The 18,694-nt window shown below is 36.7% G+C and carries 16 protein-coding genes and 1 tRNA gene; 14 read left to right on the top strand and 3 right to left on the bottom strand.

The window, feature by feature from the left end:
* A complete protein-coding gene (locus KQI83_RS05075) occupies positions 1 to 4,509 on the top strand; it encodes a PolC-type DNA polymerase III (protein WP_216555182.1) in 4,509 nt (1,502 codons plus the stop codon).
* A gap of 71 nt (positions 4,510 to 4,580) precedes the next feature.
* Here the strand turns inward: KQI83_RS05075 and KQI83_RS05070 are convergent, their stop codons facing one another.
* A complete protein-coding gene (locus KQI83_RS05070; RefSeq protein WP_216555180.1) occupies positions 4,581 to 5,618 on the bottom strand; it encodes a DUF5050 domain-containing protein in 1,038 nt (345 codons plus the stop codon).
* 179 nt (positions 5,619 to 5,797) lie between these two features.
* On the opposite strand from KQI83_RS05070, the gene pheA reads away from it, so the two are divergent.
* Genes pheA through KQI83_RS05045 form a run of 5 tightly spaced genes read left to right on the top strand, consistent with a single transcriptional unit; the run spans position 5,798 to position 12,807 of the window.
* Positions 5,798 to 6,928, top strand: coding sequence for a prephenate dehydratase (gene pheA, locus KQI83_RS05065; protein ID WP_216555178.1), 1,131 nt, complete (start codon positions 5,798 to 5,800; stop codon positions 6,926 to 6,928).
* Between the two features lie 13 nt (positions 6,929 to 6,941).
* Positions 6,942 to 8,234, top strand: a complete 1,293-nt coding sequence (locus tag KQI83_RS05060; protein ID WP_216555177.1) for an ATP-binding protein — start codon at positions 6,942 to 6,944, stop codon at positions 8,232 to 8,234.
* Between the two features lie 30 nt (positions 8,235 to 8,264).
* A complete protein-coding gene (locus tag KQI83_RS05055) occupies positions 8,265 to 9,800 on the top strand; it encodes a Ppx/GppA phosphatase family protein (RefSeq protein ID WP_216555176.1) in 1,536 nt (511 codons plus the stop codon).
* A 12-nt stretch (positions 9,801 to 9,812) separates the two neighbouring features.
* Positions 9,813 to 11,939: an RNA degradosome polyphosphate kinase gene (locus KQI83_RS05050; protein WP_216555175.1), complete on the top strand. Its 2,127-nt coding sequence runs from the start codon at positions 9,813 to 9,815 to the stop codon at positions 11,937 to 11,939.
* A gap of 43 nt (positions 11,940 to 11,982) precedes the next feature.
* A complete protein-coding gene (locus tag KQI83_RS05045) occupies positions 11,983 to 12,807 on the top strand; it encodes a Cof-type HAD-IIB family hydrolase (RefSeq protein ID WP_216555174.1) in 825 nt (274 codons plus the stop codon).
* Between the two features lie 96 nt (positions 12,808 to 12,903).
* Here the strand turns inward: KQI83_RS05045 and KQI83_RS05040 are convergent, their stop codons facing one another.
* Entirely contained in the window at positions 12,904 to 13,761 is an 858-nt protein-coding gene (locus tag KQI83_RS05040) for a PHP domain-containing protein (protein ID WP_216555173.1), read from the bottom strand.
* On the bottom strand, positions 13,758 to 14,291 hold the full coding sequence (locus KQI83_RS05035; RefSeq protein WP_216555172.1) for a nitroreductase family protein: 534 nt from the start codon (positions 14,289 to 14,291) through the stop codon (positions 13,758 to 13,760). Before KQI83_RS05035 ends, KQI83_RS05040 begins: the two co-directional genes overlap by 4 nt.
* 353 nt (positions 14,292 to 14,644) lie before the next feature.
* On the opposite strand from KQI83_RS05035, the gene infC reads away from it, so the two are divergent.
* The 8 genes from infC to KQI83_RS04995 all read left to right on the top strand — a co-directional run bounded on the left by infC (position 14,645) and on the right by KQI83_RS04995 (position 18,678).
* A complete protein-coding gene (gene infC / locus KQI83_RS05030) occupies positions 14,645 to 15,139 on the top strand; it encodes a translation initiation factor IF-3 (protein WP_216555171.1) in 495 nt (164 codons plus the stop codon).
* A gap of 23 nt (positions 15,140 to 15,162) precedes the next feature.
* Positions 15,163 to 15,360: a 50S ribosomal protein L35 gene (gene rpmI / locus KQI83_RS05025; RefSeq protein ID WP_075719429.1), complete on the top strand. Its 198-nt coding sequence runs from the start codon at positions 15,163 to 15,165 to the stop codon at positions 15,358 to 15,360.
* A 26-nt stretch (positions 15,361 to 15,386) separates the two neighbouring features.
* The gene (rplT, locus tag KQI83_RS05020; RefSeq protein WP_216555169.1) at positions 15,387 to 15,743 is read left to right on the top strand and encodes a 50S ribosomal protein L20; all 357 of its coding nucleotides are present in this window, start codon (positions 15,387 to 15,389) and stop codon (positions 15,741 to 15,743) included.
* 95 nt (positions 15,744 to 15,838) lie between these two features.
* A tRNA-Glu gene (locus KQI83_RS05015) sits at positions 15,839 to 15,910 on the top strand.
* A gap of 546 nt (positions 15,911 to 16,456) precedes the next feature.
* Positions 16,457 to 16,924: a ribosome maturation factor RimP gene (rimP, locus tag KQI83_RS05010; RefSeq protein WP_216555168.1), complete on the top strand. Its 468-nt coding sequence runs from the start codon at positions 16,457 to 16,459 to the stop codon at positions 16,922 to 16,924.
* Between the two features lie 51 nt (positions 16,925 to 16,975).
* On the top strand, positions 16,976 to 18,106 hold the full coding sequence (nusA, locus tag KQI83_RS05005; RefSeq protein ID WP_216555167.1) for a transcription termination factor NusA: 1,131 nt from the start codon (positions 16,976 to 16,978) through the stop codon (positions 18,104 to 18,106).
* A complete protein-coding gene (gene rnpM / locus KQI83_RS05000) occupies positions 18,099 to 18,371 on the top strand; it encodes an RNase P modulator RnpM (RefSeq protein ID WP_216555166.1) in 273 nt (90 codons plus the stop codon). Before nusA ends, rnpM begins: the two co-directional genes overlap by 8 nt.
* Positions 18,358 to 18,678: a L7Ae/L30e/S12e/Gadd45 family ribosomal protein gene (locus KQI83_RS04995; protein WP_216555165.1), complete on the top strand. Its 321-nt coding sequence runs from the start codon at positions 18,358 to 18,360 to the stop codon at positions 18,676 to 18,678. Before rnpM ends, KQI83_RS04995 begins: the two co-directional genes overlap by 14 nt.
* The last annotated feature ends 16 nt before the right edge of the window (positions 18,679 to 18,694 follow it).

Genomic DNA, 18,694 nt, shown 5'->3' with positions numbered 1-18,694 from the left:
ATGAGTAAGCTGTTTTTTGATGTTTTTCCGGAACTTAAGGTAAACCAGGATATGGAGAAGCTATTGGCAGATGTAGAAGTAACAAAAGTATCTACCAATCGGCAAAGAGATAGACTTCGGGTGTACCTTCTTAGTACAAGACTGATTTGGAAAAGCAATATTTTCCACTTGGAAAATAATATCAAAAAACAGCTTTTTCCACATCATGACGTTTCTATAAAAATTATTGAGAAGTATCAGTTATCAGGGCAGTATAATCCCCAAAAACTGATGGATGTATACAAGGATAGTATTTTAGAAGAATTTCGAGAATACAGTCTTTTAGAATACAATGTGCTGCGAATGGCAAAAATGGAATTTCCAGAGGAAAATAAGCTTATTCTCACATTGGAAGATTCGGTGATTGCAAGACAGCGTACCGAAGAAATTGTGCGGATTTTGGAAAAAATCATTTGTGAACGTTGTGGAATGGATATTAATATTCAGGTTAATTATGTAGAACCTCAAGAAAAGAAATATAAGAAGAACAGTGATATTCAAATTGAAAACGAAGTAAAGAGTATTGTAAGTAAATCCTCATTGGCACAAGGTCATAATGCAGAAGAACCAGAATTTGTGGAAGTGGTACCAAGTGAAGAAATGGGCGAAGCAGCACCTTTTTCACCGGATTCTGTGCTTTTAGAAGCAGCCCCGGTTCCGGAGAAAAAAGAGGAAAAGAAGGAAGCACCAAAGGGAGAAAAGCCAAAAGGCGGATTCAAGAAAGGTGGATTTTCCGGTGGATATGGCGGAGGATTCAAACGTTCCGATAATCCGGATGTGGTATATGGCAGGGACTTTGATGAAGAAACTATTGAAATCAAAGAAATTCTCGGAGAAATGGGAGAAGTTGTAATTCGTGGACAGATTCTGAGTTTAGAGACCAGAGAAATCCGAAACGAAAAGACAATTATAATGTTTGCTATTACGGATTTTACAGATACCATTATGGTGAAAATGTTTTCCAAAAATGAATTTGTACCGGATATTACTGCCGAGGTGAAAAAAGGAGCGTTTTTAAAGATAAAAGGTGTCACGACCATTGATAAGTTTGATGGTGAGCTTACCATTGGTTCCATAGCCGGAATTAAGAAGATACCGGACTTTACCTCTATTAGAATGGACAACAGTCCGCAAAAACGTGTGGAACTTCACTGTCATACAAAAATGAGTGATATGGATGGTGTTTCAGAAGTAAAGGACATCATTAAACGTGCAATGAAATGGGGACATAAGGCAATCGCTATAACAGACCATGGTGATGTGCAAGCGTTTCCGGATGCAAATCATGCAGTTTCACCGGATGATGATTTCAAAGTTATCTATGGTGTAGAAGCATATTTGGTAGATGATTTAAAGAGTATCATTGAAAATCCTCAAGGACAAAGTCTGAATGATACATATGTGGTATTTGACTTGGAAACCACAGGATTTAGCCCTTTGAATAATCGAATCATAGAAATCGGTGCGGTAAAGGTAGTAAATGGAAAAATTACAGACCGTTTTTCAACGTTTGTTAATCCGGAGGTACCAATTCCTTTTAAAATTGAAGAATTGACCGGTATTCGGGATGATATGGTACTGGATGCTCCGAAAATCGAAGAGATTTTACCGGAATTTTTGAAGTTCTGTGAGGGTGCAATCATGGTAGCGCATAATGCGGGATTTGATATGAGTTTTATCAGTAAAAATTGTGAGCGTCAGGGACTTAAGTGTGAATATACAGTAATTGATACCGTGGCATTAGCAAGAGTATTGATGCCTCAATTAAATCGTTTTAAACTGGATACGGTTGCTAAGGCTTTGAAAATTTCCTTGGATAATCACCATAGAGCAGTGGATGATGCTGCATGTACTGCCGAGATTTTTGTAAAATTCATTGAAATGTTAAAAGAGCGTGGCATTGAGACCTTGGAGCAGGTCAATGAAATGGGAAATACATCGGTAGATAATATTAAAAAACTTCCTTCACATCATGCGATTATTTTAGCCCTGAATGATGCGGGAAGAATTAATATGTACCGTTTGGTATCAGAGTCTCACTTGACGTATTACCACAGACAACCGCGAATACCAAAGAGTGAGTTTTTAAAATATAAAGAAGGGTTAATGATAGGTTCCGCATGTGAGGCGGGAGAATTGTATCAGGCAATTTTGCGTGGAAGTTCCGAAGAAGAAATTGCACGTTTGGTACGATTTTATGATTATCTGGAGATTCAGCCCCTTGGAAATAATGCATTTATGTTACGAGGAGATAGTCCAACGGTAGCATCAGAAGAAGAACTAAAAGATATTAACCGCAAAATTGTAAAGTTAGGCGAGCAGTTTAATAAGTTAGTGGTGGCTACCTGCGACGTACATTTCCTTGATCCGGAGGATGAGGTATATCGCCGTATCATAATGGCGGGAAAAGGATTTAAGGATGCAGATGATCAGGCACCGTTGTTTTTAAGAACAACAGAAGAAATGTTGGCAGAATTTGCATATCTGGGAGATGAAAAGGCAGAAGAAGTGGTTATTACTAATCCAAATAAGATAGCTGATATGTGTGAGCGGATAGCACCGGTGCGTCCGGATAAGTGTCCTCCGGTAATTGAGAATTCCGACCAGATGTTGAGAGATATTTGTTACAATAAGGCACATGAGATATACGGAGAAGAGCTTCCAAGTATTGTATATGAGCGTTTGGAGAGAGAATTGAATTCCATTATTTCCAATGGATATGCCGTTATGTATATCATTGCCCAGAAATTGGTATGGAAGTCAAACGAGGATGGATACCTGGTAGGTTCCCGTGGTTCCGTAGGTTCTTCCTTTGTGGCGACCATGTCCGGTATTACCGAAGTAAATCCGTTGTCTCCGCATTATTATTGCCCGGAGTGTCATTTTAGTGATTTTGATTCGCCAGAGGTAAAAGCATTTAGCGGAAGAGCCGGATGTGATATGCCAGACCGAAAGTGTCCGAAATGTGGTGCAGAACTCAAAAAAGAAGGGTTCGATATTCCATTTGAAACATTCTTGGGATTCAAGGGAAATAAAGAGCCTGATATCGACTTGAACTTTTCAGGAGAATACCAAAGTAAGGCACATGCTTACTGTGAAGTTATTTTCGGGTACGGACAAACCTTCCGTGCTGGAACCATTGGTACACTGGCAGATAAAACTGCATTTGGTTATATTAAAAATTATTATGAAGAACGTGGAGTACGAAAGAGAAATTGTGAGATTGACCGTATCGTACAAGGTTGCGTAGGAGTACGAAGAACGACCGGACAGCACCCGGGAGGAATTGTTGTACTTCCGGTAGGAGAGGAAATCAATACGTTTACTCCGGTGCAGCATCCGGCAAATGATATGACAACGCCGATTATCACAACACACTTTGATTATCACTCCATCGACCATAACTTGTTAAAACTGGATATTCTTGGACACGATGATCCTACCATGATTCGTATGTTGGAAGATTTAACAGGAATTGATGCACAAAAGATTCCGTTAGATGATAAAAAAGTTATGTCACTGTTTCAAAGTACCGAAGCACTTGGCATCGCACCGGCAGATATTGGTGGTTGTCCGCTGGGCTCATTGGGAATACCGGAGTTTGGTACAGATTTCGTTATTCAGATGTTAATTGATACCAATCCTCAGTCTTTTTCTGATTTGATTCGTATTTCCGGGCTGTCTCATGGTACGGATGTGTGGTTAGGAAATGCCCAGACCTTGATTGAAGAGGGAAAAGCAACCATTTCTACGGCAATTTGTACCCGTGATGATATTATGATTTATCTGATTAACATGGGAATCGAAAGTGAACTTTCCTTCACCATTATGGAAAGTGTACGAAAGGGAAAGGGATTAAAGCCGGAATGGGAAGAAATTATGACGGAACATGGTGTACCGGATTGGTATATCTGGTCTTGTAAAAAGATTAAATATATGTTCCCAAAGGCACATGCCGCAGCATATGTAATGATGGCTTGGCGTATTGCTTATTGCAAAGTATATTATCCACTTGCTTATTATGCCGCATTTTTCAGTATTCGTGCAACGGCGTTCAATTATGAGTTGATGTGTCAGGGTAAGGATAAACTTAATTATTTTATGGCGGATTATGAGCGACGTAAGGATATTCTGAGTAAGAAAGAGCAAGATACCTATAAAGATATGAAAATTGTACAAGAAATGTATGCAAGAGGATTTGAATTCCTGCCGGTTGATTTATTTACGGCAAAGGCACATGCATTTCAGATTATCGATGGAAAACTTATGCCATCCTTGGATTCTATTGAAGGATTGGGAGATAAGGCGGCAGATGCTGTAGTAGAGGCTGCAAAGGATGGAAAATTCCTGTCAAAGGATGATTTCAGACAAAGAACGAAGGTATCAAAGACAGTTATTGACTTAATGGATGATCTTGGAATTTTAGGAGATTTACCAGAATCTAATCAGCTTTCACTTTTTGATTTTTAAACCGATAATGAAACAGATAAAAAACAGGAATCAAAGAAAAAATCTTTGATTCCTGTTTGGTTTTATAATGCTTATTTGGTTTCAAAAGAAAATGGTTCAACATCAATGGCACCGGTAGTAGGTGTTTGGAAAAATTCATCCTGATTATTAAAGTTTCGGAAGTATACATAATTAGAGGTGATGTTAATGTCACAAAAAACGCCTTCGGCAACCACTTCTTCTTCCCCGGAAGGGGATAAGGACTTCCGACAAAGCATATGAATGTCATTGTTAATGTCATTTTTTTCATAATAGACATAATCTCCATAGACATTATAGCAATCCACGCGGCATTGAGAAAGGTCTGTTTTCTCCTGTCCGTTTTTAGCAATACGAGTTAGGTGATAATCGTTTTCACAGTCCATAAAATAAATGTAAGAACCATCATCAATTGGATTCCAACAATTTCCTTCATAAAGGAGAGAAGAACCATCATTTGAAGCATTAAATGACCATATATTGTGGTTTCCGGATACTCCGTTGTAACAGAGTGTTCCATTTGCTGCTGGAGAAAGTAGAAGCGGAGAAGCATCTACTTTCTGCTTTTCCGTAGCATCAATTTTTACTTTATAAAGTGTAGAAGCTGTTTCCTTATCATAATGAATATAATAAATGTAGTTTCCGGATAAAGCAGCATAAAGGGATGGGTCTGCATCTAAAAGAAGCGTATCCTTGCCATTGTGATTGATTCTGCATAAGCCATTAGAAGCCTGCTGAATAAATCCTAAAGAGGACCCGGAATGTGATTTTGATATATTGTCACGAACATAATAGATGTAATGGTTATCAGCATTGATAAAAGATACTTTATCCGAGCTTAATTTCTCTGCATTGGTTCCTTGTGGAGTCATTTTATAAAGAGCATAGTCGTCATAAGGATTTGCAAAGTATACCGTATCATTATGTTCACAAAATAGACCGGAATTGTAGTAATTTCCACCGATATTTCCAGAAACATCTGCATTATTAAAGTGTGTACGGTTTTTCAGATAAGAAAAAACAGAAATAACAATAATTGCAAGAATCACAATAATTGCTATTAGGATAAAACGTTTTGTTGATTTTTTCAAAAAATCCCCCTCTTTCATAATAATTGATATAAATATTATATAGATTAAAAAAGAAACATGCAATATGAAATTGGGGAAACAAAAAAACAAAGTAAAAACGATGTAAAATCAAGCGTAAAACTTGCCTTTCCGTTACAGTTGTTATATGATAATAAAAAACACTTTAAGGATGTGACGTATTGAAAGATTTAATAAAAATCAGAGAAGAAATTGATGATATAGATAGTCAAATTATCGAGTTGTATGAAAAACGAATGGGATTGACTACAGAAGTGGCAGAATATAAGATTTCCACCGGAAAACAAGTATTGGACAAACAGCGTGAAAAGGAAAAATTAGACAAAGCAGAAGCACAGGTAAAGGATGAAAAGAATCGCTACGGTGTGCGGGAATTATTTGAACAGATTATGTCTATGAGCCGTAAACGCCAATATCAGCTTTTGGTTAGTCAGGGGTTAGGAGAAAAAATCGAATTTGAATTAGTGGATAAGCTTCCATTTGAAAATGCCAAAATTGTTTATCAGGGCGTAGAGGGTGCATACAGTCAGCTTGCAATGCAGGCTTATTTTGGGAAAAATGCAGATAATTTTCATGTAGATACCTGGCGCGATGCCATGGAGGCAATCAAGAATGGACAGGCAGATTATGCGGTGCTACCAATAGAAAATTCTTCAGCAGGAATTGTAAGTGAAAACTATGATTTACTAGTAGAATATGATAATTACATTGTGGCAGAGCAGACCATTAAAATTGAACATGCTTTATTAGGAGTACCGGGTGCAGAAATTTCAGATATTACCTGTGTATATTCGCATCCACAATCCTTTTTGCAAAGTGTAGACTTCTTAAATGAGCACAGAGATTGGGAGCAGATTAGATTAGCCAATAATGCAGTATCAGCCAAAAAAGTAAGTATGGAAGGCAAGAAGAATCAGGCAGCAATTGCGAGTTCCATAAATGCAGAATTATATGGTCTTAAAATTTTAAAGGAGCATATTAATTACAGTGCAGATAACAGTACCAGATTTATTATAGTAACTGCTAAGAAGGTATACACCAAAGAGGCAAAAAAAATAAGTATTTGTTTTGAAATTCCACATGAAAGTGGTTCCTTATACCGCATGTTATCACATTTTATTTTTAATAATATTAATATGGTAAAAATTGAATCACGACCAATTAAAGATAAGAGTTTTGAATATCGATTCTTTGTAGAATTTGAAGGAAAACTTACAGATGGAGCAGTACAGAATGCATTAAAAGGATTAAGTGAAGAGGCAAGTGCCGTAAAAATATTAGGAAATTATTAAAAGAGGTAAGAAAATGAAAAGTACAAAGGATTTGATTTTATACAAAGAATTTGACCAGGAAGAAGTATTTTATGATGTTGCATGGGTAATAGAAAACTTTGAAAACGACTATTACAATACAGAGGATGTAAGAGCACTCTGGTATGAATGTTTTCACGAATTGATTGAATTAGCTGCAAGTCATGGATTTGAAGGAAATCTTTGGCATAACTATCTGACATATCTATTGGTAAACAATGAAAATGCTTATAGTAAGGCTTGTGAAATTAAAGGAAAGATAGAGGGCAGCATTAACCAGCTTGCATTACATGATTTTAGTATTTTTCGAGAATTATTTGAATTTGATTTGAATCAGGTAGAAGCTGTTCTTGGAACAGAGTGCATGCCTATATTAGAAAATTATACCAGAACAGAAGGAACAGGAAAAATTTTCAATCATCGAATTCGTGATCGTATCTGTAATTTAAGTAGACGTTTGGAAGAAACAGAAAGTGCAGAAGAGTTTAAAGATGCAGTAACAGATTTTTACAAAGATTTCGGGGTAGGAAAACTGGGATTGCATAAGGCATTCCGAATTGAACACGGTGAACAGGAGGCAAAAATTGTACCAATTACCAATATTGCTCATGTACATTTGGATGATTTAGTGGGGTATGAAATCGCAAAACAGAAATTGATTGATAATACAGAAGCATTTGTACAGGGAAAACAGGCAAATAACTGCTTGATGTTCGGCGATGCAGGAACAGGAAAATCCACCAGTATCAAAGCCATTATCAATCAGTATTATGATAAAGGACTTCGTATGATAGAGGTTTATAAGCATCAGTTTCAGGATTTGAATTCTGTGATTGCACAGATTAAGAATCGAAATTATAAGTTTATCATATATATGGATGATTTGTCTTTTGAAGAATTTGAAATTGAGTATAAGTATTTGAAGGCTGTTATTGAGGGTGGATTGGAAAAGAAACCAGACAATGTACTGATTTATGCAACCTCTAACAGACGTCATTTGATTCGAGAAACCTTTAAAGATAAAGAAGAACGAAATAATGATTTACATACCAACGATACGGTACAAGAAAAGCTGTCCTTAGTGGCAAGATTCGGTGTTACAATTTACTTCGGAGCACCGGATAAGAAAGAATTCCAAAACATTGTAAAGACATTAGCTGAAAAGTATCAGGTACAAATGCCGGAAGAAGAGCTTTTGGCAGAAGCAAATAAATGGGAATTAAGTCATGGAGGATTGTCCGGAAGAACAGCACAACAGTTTATCAATTATTTATTAGGCAAACAATAATTTTGCAATACCAAGAGAAAGGAAGAAGTAATGAAAATTACAACATTTGCAGCAATTTACATTGGTTCTTATGAAGTGAGTTTAAAGATATTTGAAATTTCTGCCCGCAAGAAAATCCGCCCTGTTGATTATGTGAGAAGCAGAGTGGAATTAGGTAGAGATGCATATACAAAGGGAATTATCGGATATGAACTGGTAGAAGAACTTTGTGATGTGCTAAAAGAATTCCATACAATTATGGACGGATATAAAGTAGATGCCTATGCAGCTTATGCAGGAAATATGTTGCATGATGTAAGTAATGAATTGTTCATTTTAGATCAAATTCGTCTTCGGACAAAAATAAAAGTAACTGTACTAAGCAATTCAGAACATCGTTTTATGGGCTATAAGTCACTTGCTGCAATGCCTGAATTTGAAGAAATGATTCAAAAGGGAGCGGCTGTAGTAGATGTAGGCGGTGGAAGTATGCAGGCTACATTGTTCTGGCAGGGAAGTGCGATTACAACACAGCATATTGTATTGGGAATTATGCGTATTCGTGAAAAACTTTCCGGAATTGAAAACTTGGTATCACATTATGAAAATCAAATACAGGAGTTAATTGACAAAGAATTAGATATCTTTAAACGACTATACTTACCCAAAAAGGACATTAAATATGTCATTATGATGGGAGATTATATCGGTGAAATTGTAAAAGGAGTTTCCAAAAGAGAGCCGGACGGAAGTATTGAGACAGAGCGTTTCGTAAAGTTACTGAATAAGTTAAGCAAAAAGTCTCCGGAAGAAATTGCAAAGGAATTAAATCTTACCAATGAGCATGATCAGTTAATTTTACCGTCAGTAGTTTTATATAAGCGACTGATAGAAGAAATGGGTGCACCATATATCTGGGTGCCGGGACTAAATATAAGTGATGGAATTGCATATGACTATGCCGAAAAACATAAAATGATTCGTTTTGAACATGATTTCGAGGATGATATTCTTTCTGCTACAAGGAATTTAGCAGAACGTTATCGTGGATATTCCAAACATACAGAGTCAGTTGTAAATATGTCCTTAACAATTTTCGATGCGATGAAGAAAGTGCATGGTATGAAGGAGAGAGAACGACTTCTAATGCAAGCGGCAGCAATGCTTCATGATTGTGGAAGATACATTAGCCTAGTCAATCAGTCAGAATGCTCCTATCAGATTATTATGGCTTCAGAAATTATAGGTATGACTCATTTGGAACGGGAAATTGTGGCTAGTACCGTAAAATACAATTCCCATCCATTACCTCCTTACGAACAAATGATGGATAAAATGGATCAGGAAAGTTATATGATAGTGGCAAAGCTGGCAGCTATTTTGAAAATTTCCAATGCAATGGATCGAAGTCATAAACAGAAATTTAAAAATGTAAGGGCTACATTACGGGAAAAAGAATTGGTGATTACCGTAGAAACCATGGAAAGTATTGTGTTAGAAAAGGGACTATTTTCTACATACGCAGATTCTTTTGAAGAGATTTTCAGTGTAAAACCAACGATAAAAGAAAAGAGAGTTTTTCAATAGGGAGGTGTCATTATGGAAAAAGACTATTTAAAACCAGAATATTACGAAAACCGGGAATTAAGCTGGCTGAAATTTAACGGGCGTGTATTAAATGAAGCAAGAGATAAGTCAATTCCCTTACTGGAACGTTTGAAGTTTGTTAGTATTACATCTTCAAATTTAGATGAATTCTTTATGGTGCGTGTAGCATCATTAAAGGATATGGTCCATGCAGGATATAAGAAAAGGGATATTGCCGGAATGACTGCAACAGAGCAGTTGGAGGCAATTAATAAGGATACAAGAGCATTAGTGGAGACACAGTATTCCACCTATAACCGTTCCTTGGTTCCATTGATGAAAACAAATGGGATTGAGATTATCGACCAGTTTGAAAATTTAACCCAAAAGCAGGGCGAGTATGTAGACCGATATTTTGAAGAAAATGTGTATCCGGTATTAACACCAATGGCAGTAGATGCTTCCAGACCATTCCCGCTTATTCGTAATAAGACATTGAATATAGCGGCATTACTTTCTAAAAAAGGTGATGTAAAAGGAGAAGTAGAATTTGCTACCGTACAGGTGCCTTCCGTGCTCTCCAGAATCATTCAGATTCCGGCGGGAAAGGAAGGGATGCGTAGTTTTATTTTACTGGAGCAGATAATTGAGCGAAATATCAATCAACTGTTTTTGAATTATGATGTTTTATGCGCTTATCCGTATCGTATTATGAGAAATGCAGACTTAAGTATTGACGAGGACGAGGCAGAAGATTTATTGCAGGAGATTCAAAAACAGCTTCGAAAACGTCAATGGGGCGAAGTTATTCGTCTGGAAGTAGAAGATGGAATTGATAAGCGTCTGCTTAATATATTAAAAGAAGAACTGCATATTCAACAGGAGGCAATCTATAAAATCGGAGGTCCACTGGACTTAACATTTTTAATGAAAATGTATGGATTAGAAGATTGCGATGAATTACGTTATCCTCCATATAAACCACAGCGTGTACCACAGATTGTACCGGGAGAAGATATTTTCGAAGAAATTCGTAAAGGAGATATTTTACTGCATCATCCTTACCAGACATTTGACCCGGTGGTAGATTTTATCAGACAGGCATCAGTTGATCCGAATGTACTTGCAATTAAACAGACCTTATATCGAGTTAGCGGTAACTCACCAATTATTGCATCTTTGGCTCAGGCAGCAGAAAATGGAAAACAGGTTTCCGTACTGGTAGAGTTAAAGGCAAGATTTGATGAGGAAAATAATATTGTATGGGCAAAGAAGCTGGAAAAAGCAGGGTGCCATGTAATCTATGGGTTAGTGGGACTTAAAACCCATAGCAAAATTGCGTTGGTAGTACGTCGGGAAGAAGATGGCATTCGCAGATATGTACATTTAGGAACGGGAAATTATAATGATTCTACAGCAAAACTGTATACAGACTTAGGAATGTTTACCTGCTCGGAAGCAATCGGCGAAGATGCTACAGCCGTATTTAATATGTTATCAGGATATTCAGAACCACTGAGCTGGAATAAATTGGTATTGGCTCCAATCTGGCTGAGAAAGAAGTTCTTAAAATTGATAAAGCGTGAAACAAAGTATGCACTGGCAGGAAAAGAGGCATTTATCAAAGCAAAAATGAATTCCTTGTGTGATAGAGAAATTATTGCAGCATTATACGAAGCTTCTGCGGCCGGAGTAAAAATCGAATTGGTGGTACGAGGAATTTGCTGCCTGCGAGTTGGAATACCGGGAATCAGCGAGAATATTTCAGTAAAATCCATTGTAGGAAATTTCTTGGAACATAGTAGAATTTTCTATTTCCACAATGATGGACAGGAAGAAATCTATATGGGAAGTGCAGACTGGATGCCTCGTAACTTGGACCGTAGAGTTGAAATACTTTTCCCGGTGGAAAATGAACGCTTGATGGAAGAAATTAAGCACATTTTAAACACTCAGTTAGAAGATAATACCAAAGCACATGTTTTGCAAAGTGATGGTGAATATGCTAAAATAGATAAAAGAGGTAAACGTTTGGTAAATTCTCAGGAACAATTCTGCAAAGAAGCGAAAAAGGCGATTCCAAAGCAGAAAAATATTTATCAGGAAAGAGTGTTTATACCGGCGGAACCGATAGAATAAAATATAAAAACCAAAGAAAAAGGAAATGAGAGGGGTAGAAAAAGTGAACAGTAAGATTTTGTTTTCTGATGTAGATGATACATTAGTTAATCCAGATAAAACAATTTCTAAGGAGAACCGCGATGCCATTGTAAAAATGCTAGAGGCGGGACACTACTTTGTGGCAGTGACAGGAAAGCCCATTGTAGTTGGGAGAAATGTGATAAAAGACTTGGGTTTAACTATGCCGGGATGCTATATGGCGGCATTCAACGGTGCGGTTATTTATGATTGTGCGGCAGACCGTATTTTAATGGAACGTACACTTCCGTTAGAAGTAGTAAGAGAGATTTTTGACGAAGCAGATAAAGAAAGTATTTATGTTCAGACGTATCAGAACAATCATATTTTGACCCAGGAGCATACCGAAGAACTTGAATTCTATTTGCAGTGGACTAAAATGGAATATAAGTTAGTTCCCGATGTTTTTTACTGTTTGGAAAAGGAACCGAACAAAGTAGTAGCTATTAGTGTGGATGGAATCAATGTTTTACAGGAATTTAGAGAAAAATTACAAAACAAATATCCACACATGGAAAGATATTGCAACTGTTTTATTTCCAATGATGAATATTTAGAATTTTGTCCCAAAGATGTTAATAAAGGAATGGGTGTGCAGTACCTGGCAGAATTTTTAAATATACCAATAGAAAACACAGTGGCGGTAGGAGATGCCAGAAATGATATCTCCATGATTCAAAAAGCGAACGTCGGAGTAGCTGTAAAAAATGGTATGCAAGAATTAAAACAAGTGGCAGATTACATTACAGAACATGATTACTGTCATGGCGCAGTAGCAGAAGTAATTGAAAAATTTATCTTGAATTAATATTATGAAAAGAGTCACTTGCCGGACTCTTTCGTGCCTGAGCGGTGTCACTTATGACTAATTGCCTATGATATAAAAAGGGAGTGCCCCTTAAGTCTATAAAGACTTTTGGGACACTCTTTCTTTTTCTGCTTTGATAGCATCTAATATACTATCGGGAATTCTTAAGTTACCTTTTCCGGTTCCAAGATGGATATAAGGTTTGTTTTCTCCATGAAAATCAGAACCACCACTGATAAGTAAGTCAAACTCCTGAGCAAGTTTTTTCATATTCCGTTCATCTCCGGGAGAGTTCATGGAATAGACGGCTTCCATTCCGGTAAGACCGGCTTCTTTTAAATCCCGAACAAAGAAACGTAGTCTGTCATGATTCATGTGACAGAGTACCGGGTGAGCGAAAAATGCCAGTCCACCACCAAGATGAATTAAGTCAATTGCTTCAAATGGAGTGATTTTTTCCCGTGGAACATAGCAGCGACAGTTATCACCAAGATATTTGCGAAAAACGGTATCCCGGTCTTTAACATAGCCATGTTCTACTAAATAACGTGCAAAGTGAGCACGGGTAATGACACTGTCAGGATATTCACGATATAAATCCTCTAAAGTAATAGAGAATCCTTCTTTTTGAAGCAAAAATGCCATTTTTTCATTACGGAGATTGCGGCTGTCAATAAATTCCTGTAGCTTTTTAAGAAAGGCAGGATTGGTATCATCAATATAAAAACCAAGCATGTGCACTTCCGTACCATTATAATCGGTAGAAAGTTCAATACCGGGTACCAGTTCAATCCCCAGACTTTCGGCAACAGGCTTTGCCTTGGATAGCCCACCTACGGTATCGTGGTCAGTGAGTGCAATTGCAGAAAGCCCTATATCGCTGGCTAATTGCATTAACTCCTGAGGAGTAAGGGTTCCATCAGACTCTGTGGAGTGTGTATGTAAGTCAATCATAAGAAATGTGCAATCTCCTCAACGGTTTTTCTTTTTGGCATATCAGGTGTAGCATCACTATATCCTACGCTGATGACGCTGACAACAGATTCATTTTCTGGAATATCAAGAATCTCTTTTATTTTTTCTGCATCACGGATTCCCATAACAAGGGTAGAAAGACCAAGTTCGGTTGCTTTTAATAACAAAGCCATGTTGTGCAAACCACAGTCATAATATCCCCATCCATTTCCAAGTTCATTTGTTGGAGAACCATCTCTTTCAAAACCGGAACGATTTAATACGATTGTAGGAATAATTAAGACTGGTGCATTTACAACATTTTTTTGATTAAATTCAGCCAAAGCAGCAGTAACTTCAGCAAGTTTTTTTGAATCCTTTACTACATAATAGCGGGTAACCTGTGAGTTTTTCCAAGAAGGGGCAAGTGTTGCTGCCTGAATCATCTGGTGGAGTTTTTCATCTTCCACAGGTTGTGCCGTATATTGGCGAATACTTCTTCTTTGTTCTAATACATTTTGAAATTCCATGCTAGTTCCTCCTTGCGTTGTACAATGTTTTGTATTAAAATATACAAGATAATTGTACGTCAACAGATGTTGATACGTCAATTATAATTCATCATTCCCACTAAGATAAATTGAGGTTTTTTATCGTTTTATAAAGAATAGAAAAAAACACTTGACGATAGTAAAAATGTGTGGTAAAGTAATGAAGTTGTAAGTAGAAAACAAAGTAGAGTATCCACTCTCACCTTAGCACAATTGAGTGACTAATGGTTTATATTCGATAAAAATACGGAAGTATTTGAATATTAGTGGATAGTCTGCCTATCCACTTTATTTATATTAATTTTTGGAGGTGCAAAACCATTAGCGAGTTAATGATTAATGAACAAATCAGAGATAAGGAAGTTCGTTTGATTGGCGAGAACGGAGATCAGCTTGGTATTATGTCAGCAAGAGAGGCATTAAAGCTTGCACAGGAGGCAGATCTTGACTTGGTAAAAATCGCCCCGACTGCAAAGCCACCGGTATGTAAGATTATCGATTATGGCAAGTATAAATACGAGCTTGTTAGAAAAGAAAAAGAAGCCAAGAAAAAGCAAAAAACTGTTGAGGTAAAGGAAATCCGTTTATCACCAAACATTGAGACCAATGATTTGAATACAAAAATTAATGCAACAAGAAAGTTTATTGCTAAAGGTAATAAAGTAAAGATAACATTGCGTTTCCGCGGAAGAGAAATGGCTCATATGCAGAGCAGCAAGCACATTCTGGATGAGTTCGCAGAAGCTTTATCAGATGTTGCAGTAGTGGAAAAGGCACCTAAATTAGAAGGCCGCAGTATCAGTTTGGTGCTGGCGGAAAAGAAATAACAGGATTTAAGGAGGAAACAAAAATGCCAAAAATTAAAACAAGCAGAGCAGCAGCAAAACGTTTCAAAGTGACAGGTACAGGAAAGTTAAAGAGAAATAAAGCTTATAAGAGACATATCTTAACAAAGAAGTCTACTAAGACTAAGAGAAACTTAAGAAAAGCAGCAATGACAGATGCAACTAATGTTAAGAATATGAAGAAGATTTTACCATATTTGTAAGAATAAGTTAAGGAGGAATAGAAGTCATGGCAAGAATTAAAGGCGGATTAAATGCTAAAAAGAAACATAATAGAACATTAAAATTAGCAAAAGGATATAGAGGAGCACGCTCCAAACAGTATAGAGTAGCTAAACAGTCTGTTATGAGAGCATTAACAAGTTCTTATGCAGGTAGAAAGCAGAGAAAGAGACAGTTCAGACAGTTATGGATTGCTCGTATCAACGCAGCAGCAAGAATCAACGGAATTTCTTACAGCCAGTTTATGCATGGTTTAAAATTAGCTGGTGTAGAAGTAAACCGTAAGATGTTAGCTGAAATGGCTGTAAATGATGCAGAAGGATTTGCAACATTAGCAGAATTAGCAAAATCTAAAGTAGCTTAATTTCCAAGTTGTTTCAATTTTTTGAAAAATTTGAAAAATAGTACTTGACTTTTTGAAACTCAGCATATATAATCTTTATTGTTGAGTTTCAACATGGCTCGTTGGTCAAGCGGTTAAGACGCCGCCCTCTCACGGCGGAATCAGGGGTTCGATTCCCCTACGAGCTGCTAGCTATTTAGAATAGCCCAACCCGTAGAAAATGCTGAAAGTATTGAGTATATCATACTTTGAGCATTTTTTATTTGTTGAAATATAATAGGAAAATTATGATTTTTACACTTTGGCGGAGCTTTTTTATGCAATAGGACGCAATTGCCTATTGCATAAAAAAGCCCCGACATTTGTCGGGGCAATAAAATTAACAACCGAGGTTAAAATATTTGCAGATAGCATTAAATAACTCGGAACAGCTATTGAAATTAAAACACATAGTTTCGTCCTCCTTATTTCTTTTTTTTGTGTGTATCAGCTGATTACAAAAGAATTGTAACAAAATCGTAATATTTTTGCAATAGGAGGAATCTGGAAATCAGGAAAGAGAGCAAGAGATAGGCTTAAATTTGTAAAATTTCAGTAAAACCCTTGCAATTCCGTGATTTAAGTGATATGATGTTTACGATAACAAAGATAATCTTAGACTTGAGAGTGGGCATTGGTCCACTCTCAATTTTATGTGAGGCAAAGAAAACTGAATATGGAAAGAGGTGTAGAATATGTCAAGAAAAGAGACGTATGAACAACGTACGGAAGAATTGTTACTGCCAATCATGGAAGAAAATAATTTTGAATTGGTAGATGTGGAATATGTAAAAGAAGGTGGCAACTGGTATCTTCGTGCGTACATCGATAAGGAAGGCGGAATCACTGTAGATGACTGTGAGGTAGTAAGCAGGAAAATGAGTGATTTACTAGATGAAGCAGATTTTATTGAAGAATCCTATATTTTTGAAGTGAGCTCTCCGGGGTTAGGAAGACCATTAAAAAAAGAAAAGGATTATGTAAGAAGCATGGGAAAAGAATTAGAGATTAGAACTTACCGTGCAATTAACAAACAAAAAGAATTTTATGGTATTTTAACAGCATATGATGAAAATACTGTTACCATTCAAACAGAAGATGAAGAAGAAATGATATTTAATAAGTCAGACATAGCGCTAATTCGTTTAGCTTTTGATTTTTAGAATACGTCATAAATGCGTCGATAACAAGAAAATATTCAGGAGGATAAAAAAATGAACAATGAGTTATTAGAAGCGTTAAACATACTGGAAAAGGAAAAAGACATCAGTAAAGATACCTTATTAGAAGCAATTGAAAATTCTTTGATTACAGCATGCAAGAACCATTTTGGAAAATCAGACAATATTAAGGTAAATATCAACCCGGAAACTTGCGAATTCCATGTGTATGCAGAAAAAACTGTAGTAGAAGAAGTACAGGATGATGCATTGGAAATCAGCTTAGGAAATGCAAAAATGATAGATTCTAAGTATGAGCTGGGTGATATTGTAAATGTAGAAGTAAAGTCTAAAGAATTTGGACGTATTGCTACTATGAATGCAAAGAACGTAATTTTACAGAAAATTCGTGAAGAAGAAAGAAAAGTATTATTTAACCAATATTATGGAAAAGAAAAAGATGTTGTTACCGGTGTGGTACAGCGTTATGTAGGTAAGAATATCAGCATTAACCTTGGAAAAGCAGATGCGATTTTAAGCGAAAACGAACAGGTTAAGGGAGAAGTGTTCCAGCCAACAGAAAGAATCAAGGTATATATCTTAGAAGTAAAATCAACTTCCAAAGGACCAAAGATTTTAGTTTCCAGAACACATCCGGAATTAGTAAAGCGTTTATTTGAATCTGAAGTAACAGAAGTAAAAGACGGTATCGTAGAAATTAAGAGTATTGCAAGAGAAGCAGGAAGCAGAACTAAGATTGCAGTATGGAGCAATGATCCGAATGTAGATCCGGTAGGTGCATGTGTTGGACTAAATGGTGCCAGAGTAAATGCGATTGTAAATGAGCTTCGTGGAGAAAAAATTGACATTATTAACTGGAGTGACAATGCAGCAATGCTTATTGAAAATGCATTAAGTCCTGCAAAAGTTATTTCTGTTATTGCAGATGCAGAAGAAAAGACAGCAAAAGTAGTCGTACCGGATTATCAGTTATCACTTGCAATTGGTAAAGAAGGACAGAATGCAAGACTTGCAGCAAGATTAACCGGATTCAAGATTGATATTAAGAGTGAAACACAGGCAAGAGAAGCAGGTGATTTCATGGATTATGAAAATGACTATGAGGATGATTTTGAAGAAGATTTAGAAGCTTCAAGTTATGAAGAGGAGCAGGAGAATGAATAAAAAAATTCCCATGCGTCAATGTGTAGGCTGTGGTGAAATGAAAAACAAAAAGGAAATGCTTCGTGTGATAAAAACATCAGAAGAAGAAATCCTTTTAGATACAACTGGAAAGAAAAATGGCAGAGGTGCATATATATGTCCTAATGGAGAATGTCTGAAAAAGGCAATTAAAAGTAAAGGACTGGAACGTTCCTTAAAAACTGCCATACCACAGGAAGTAATCGAGAATCTGACAAAGGAGATGGAAAACATTGCAGCAAGATAGAATATTGTCAATGCTTGGATTAGCAGCAAAAGCAGGAAAAGTGACAAGCGGCGAGTTTTCAACAGAAAAAGCGGTAAAAAGCGGCACAGCATTTCTGGTATTGGTTTCAGAAGAGGCATCAGACAATACGAGAAAAATGTTTCGCAATATGTGTTCCTTTTATCAGGTTCCAATGTATATATATGCTCAGAAAGAAGCGTTAGGGCATGCAATAGGTAAACAATTCAGAGCGTCAGTGGCAGTATTAGATGAAGGATTTGCCAAGAGTCTGGAGAAAAAATTAAAATTATTGGAAAAAACTAAATAGCGGAGGTAACAAGAGT

Origin of the sequence: Roseburia sp. MSJ-14 (assembly GCF_018918225.1) — a bacterium.
GTDB lineage: Bacteria > Bacillota > Clostridia > Lachnospirales > Lachnospiraceae > Petralouisia.
This window is presented reverse-complemented; position numbering and strand designations above follow the sequence as displayed.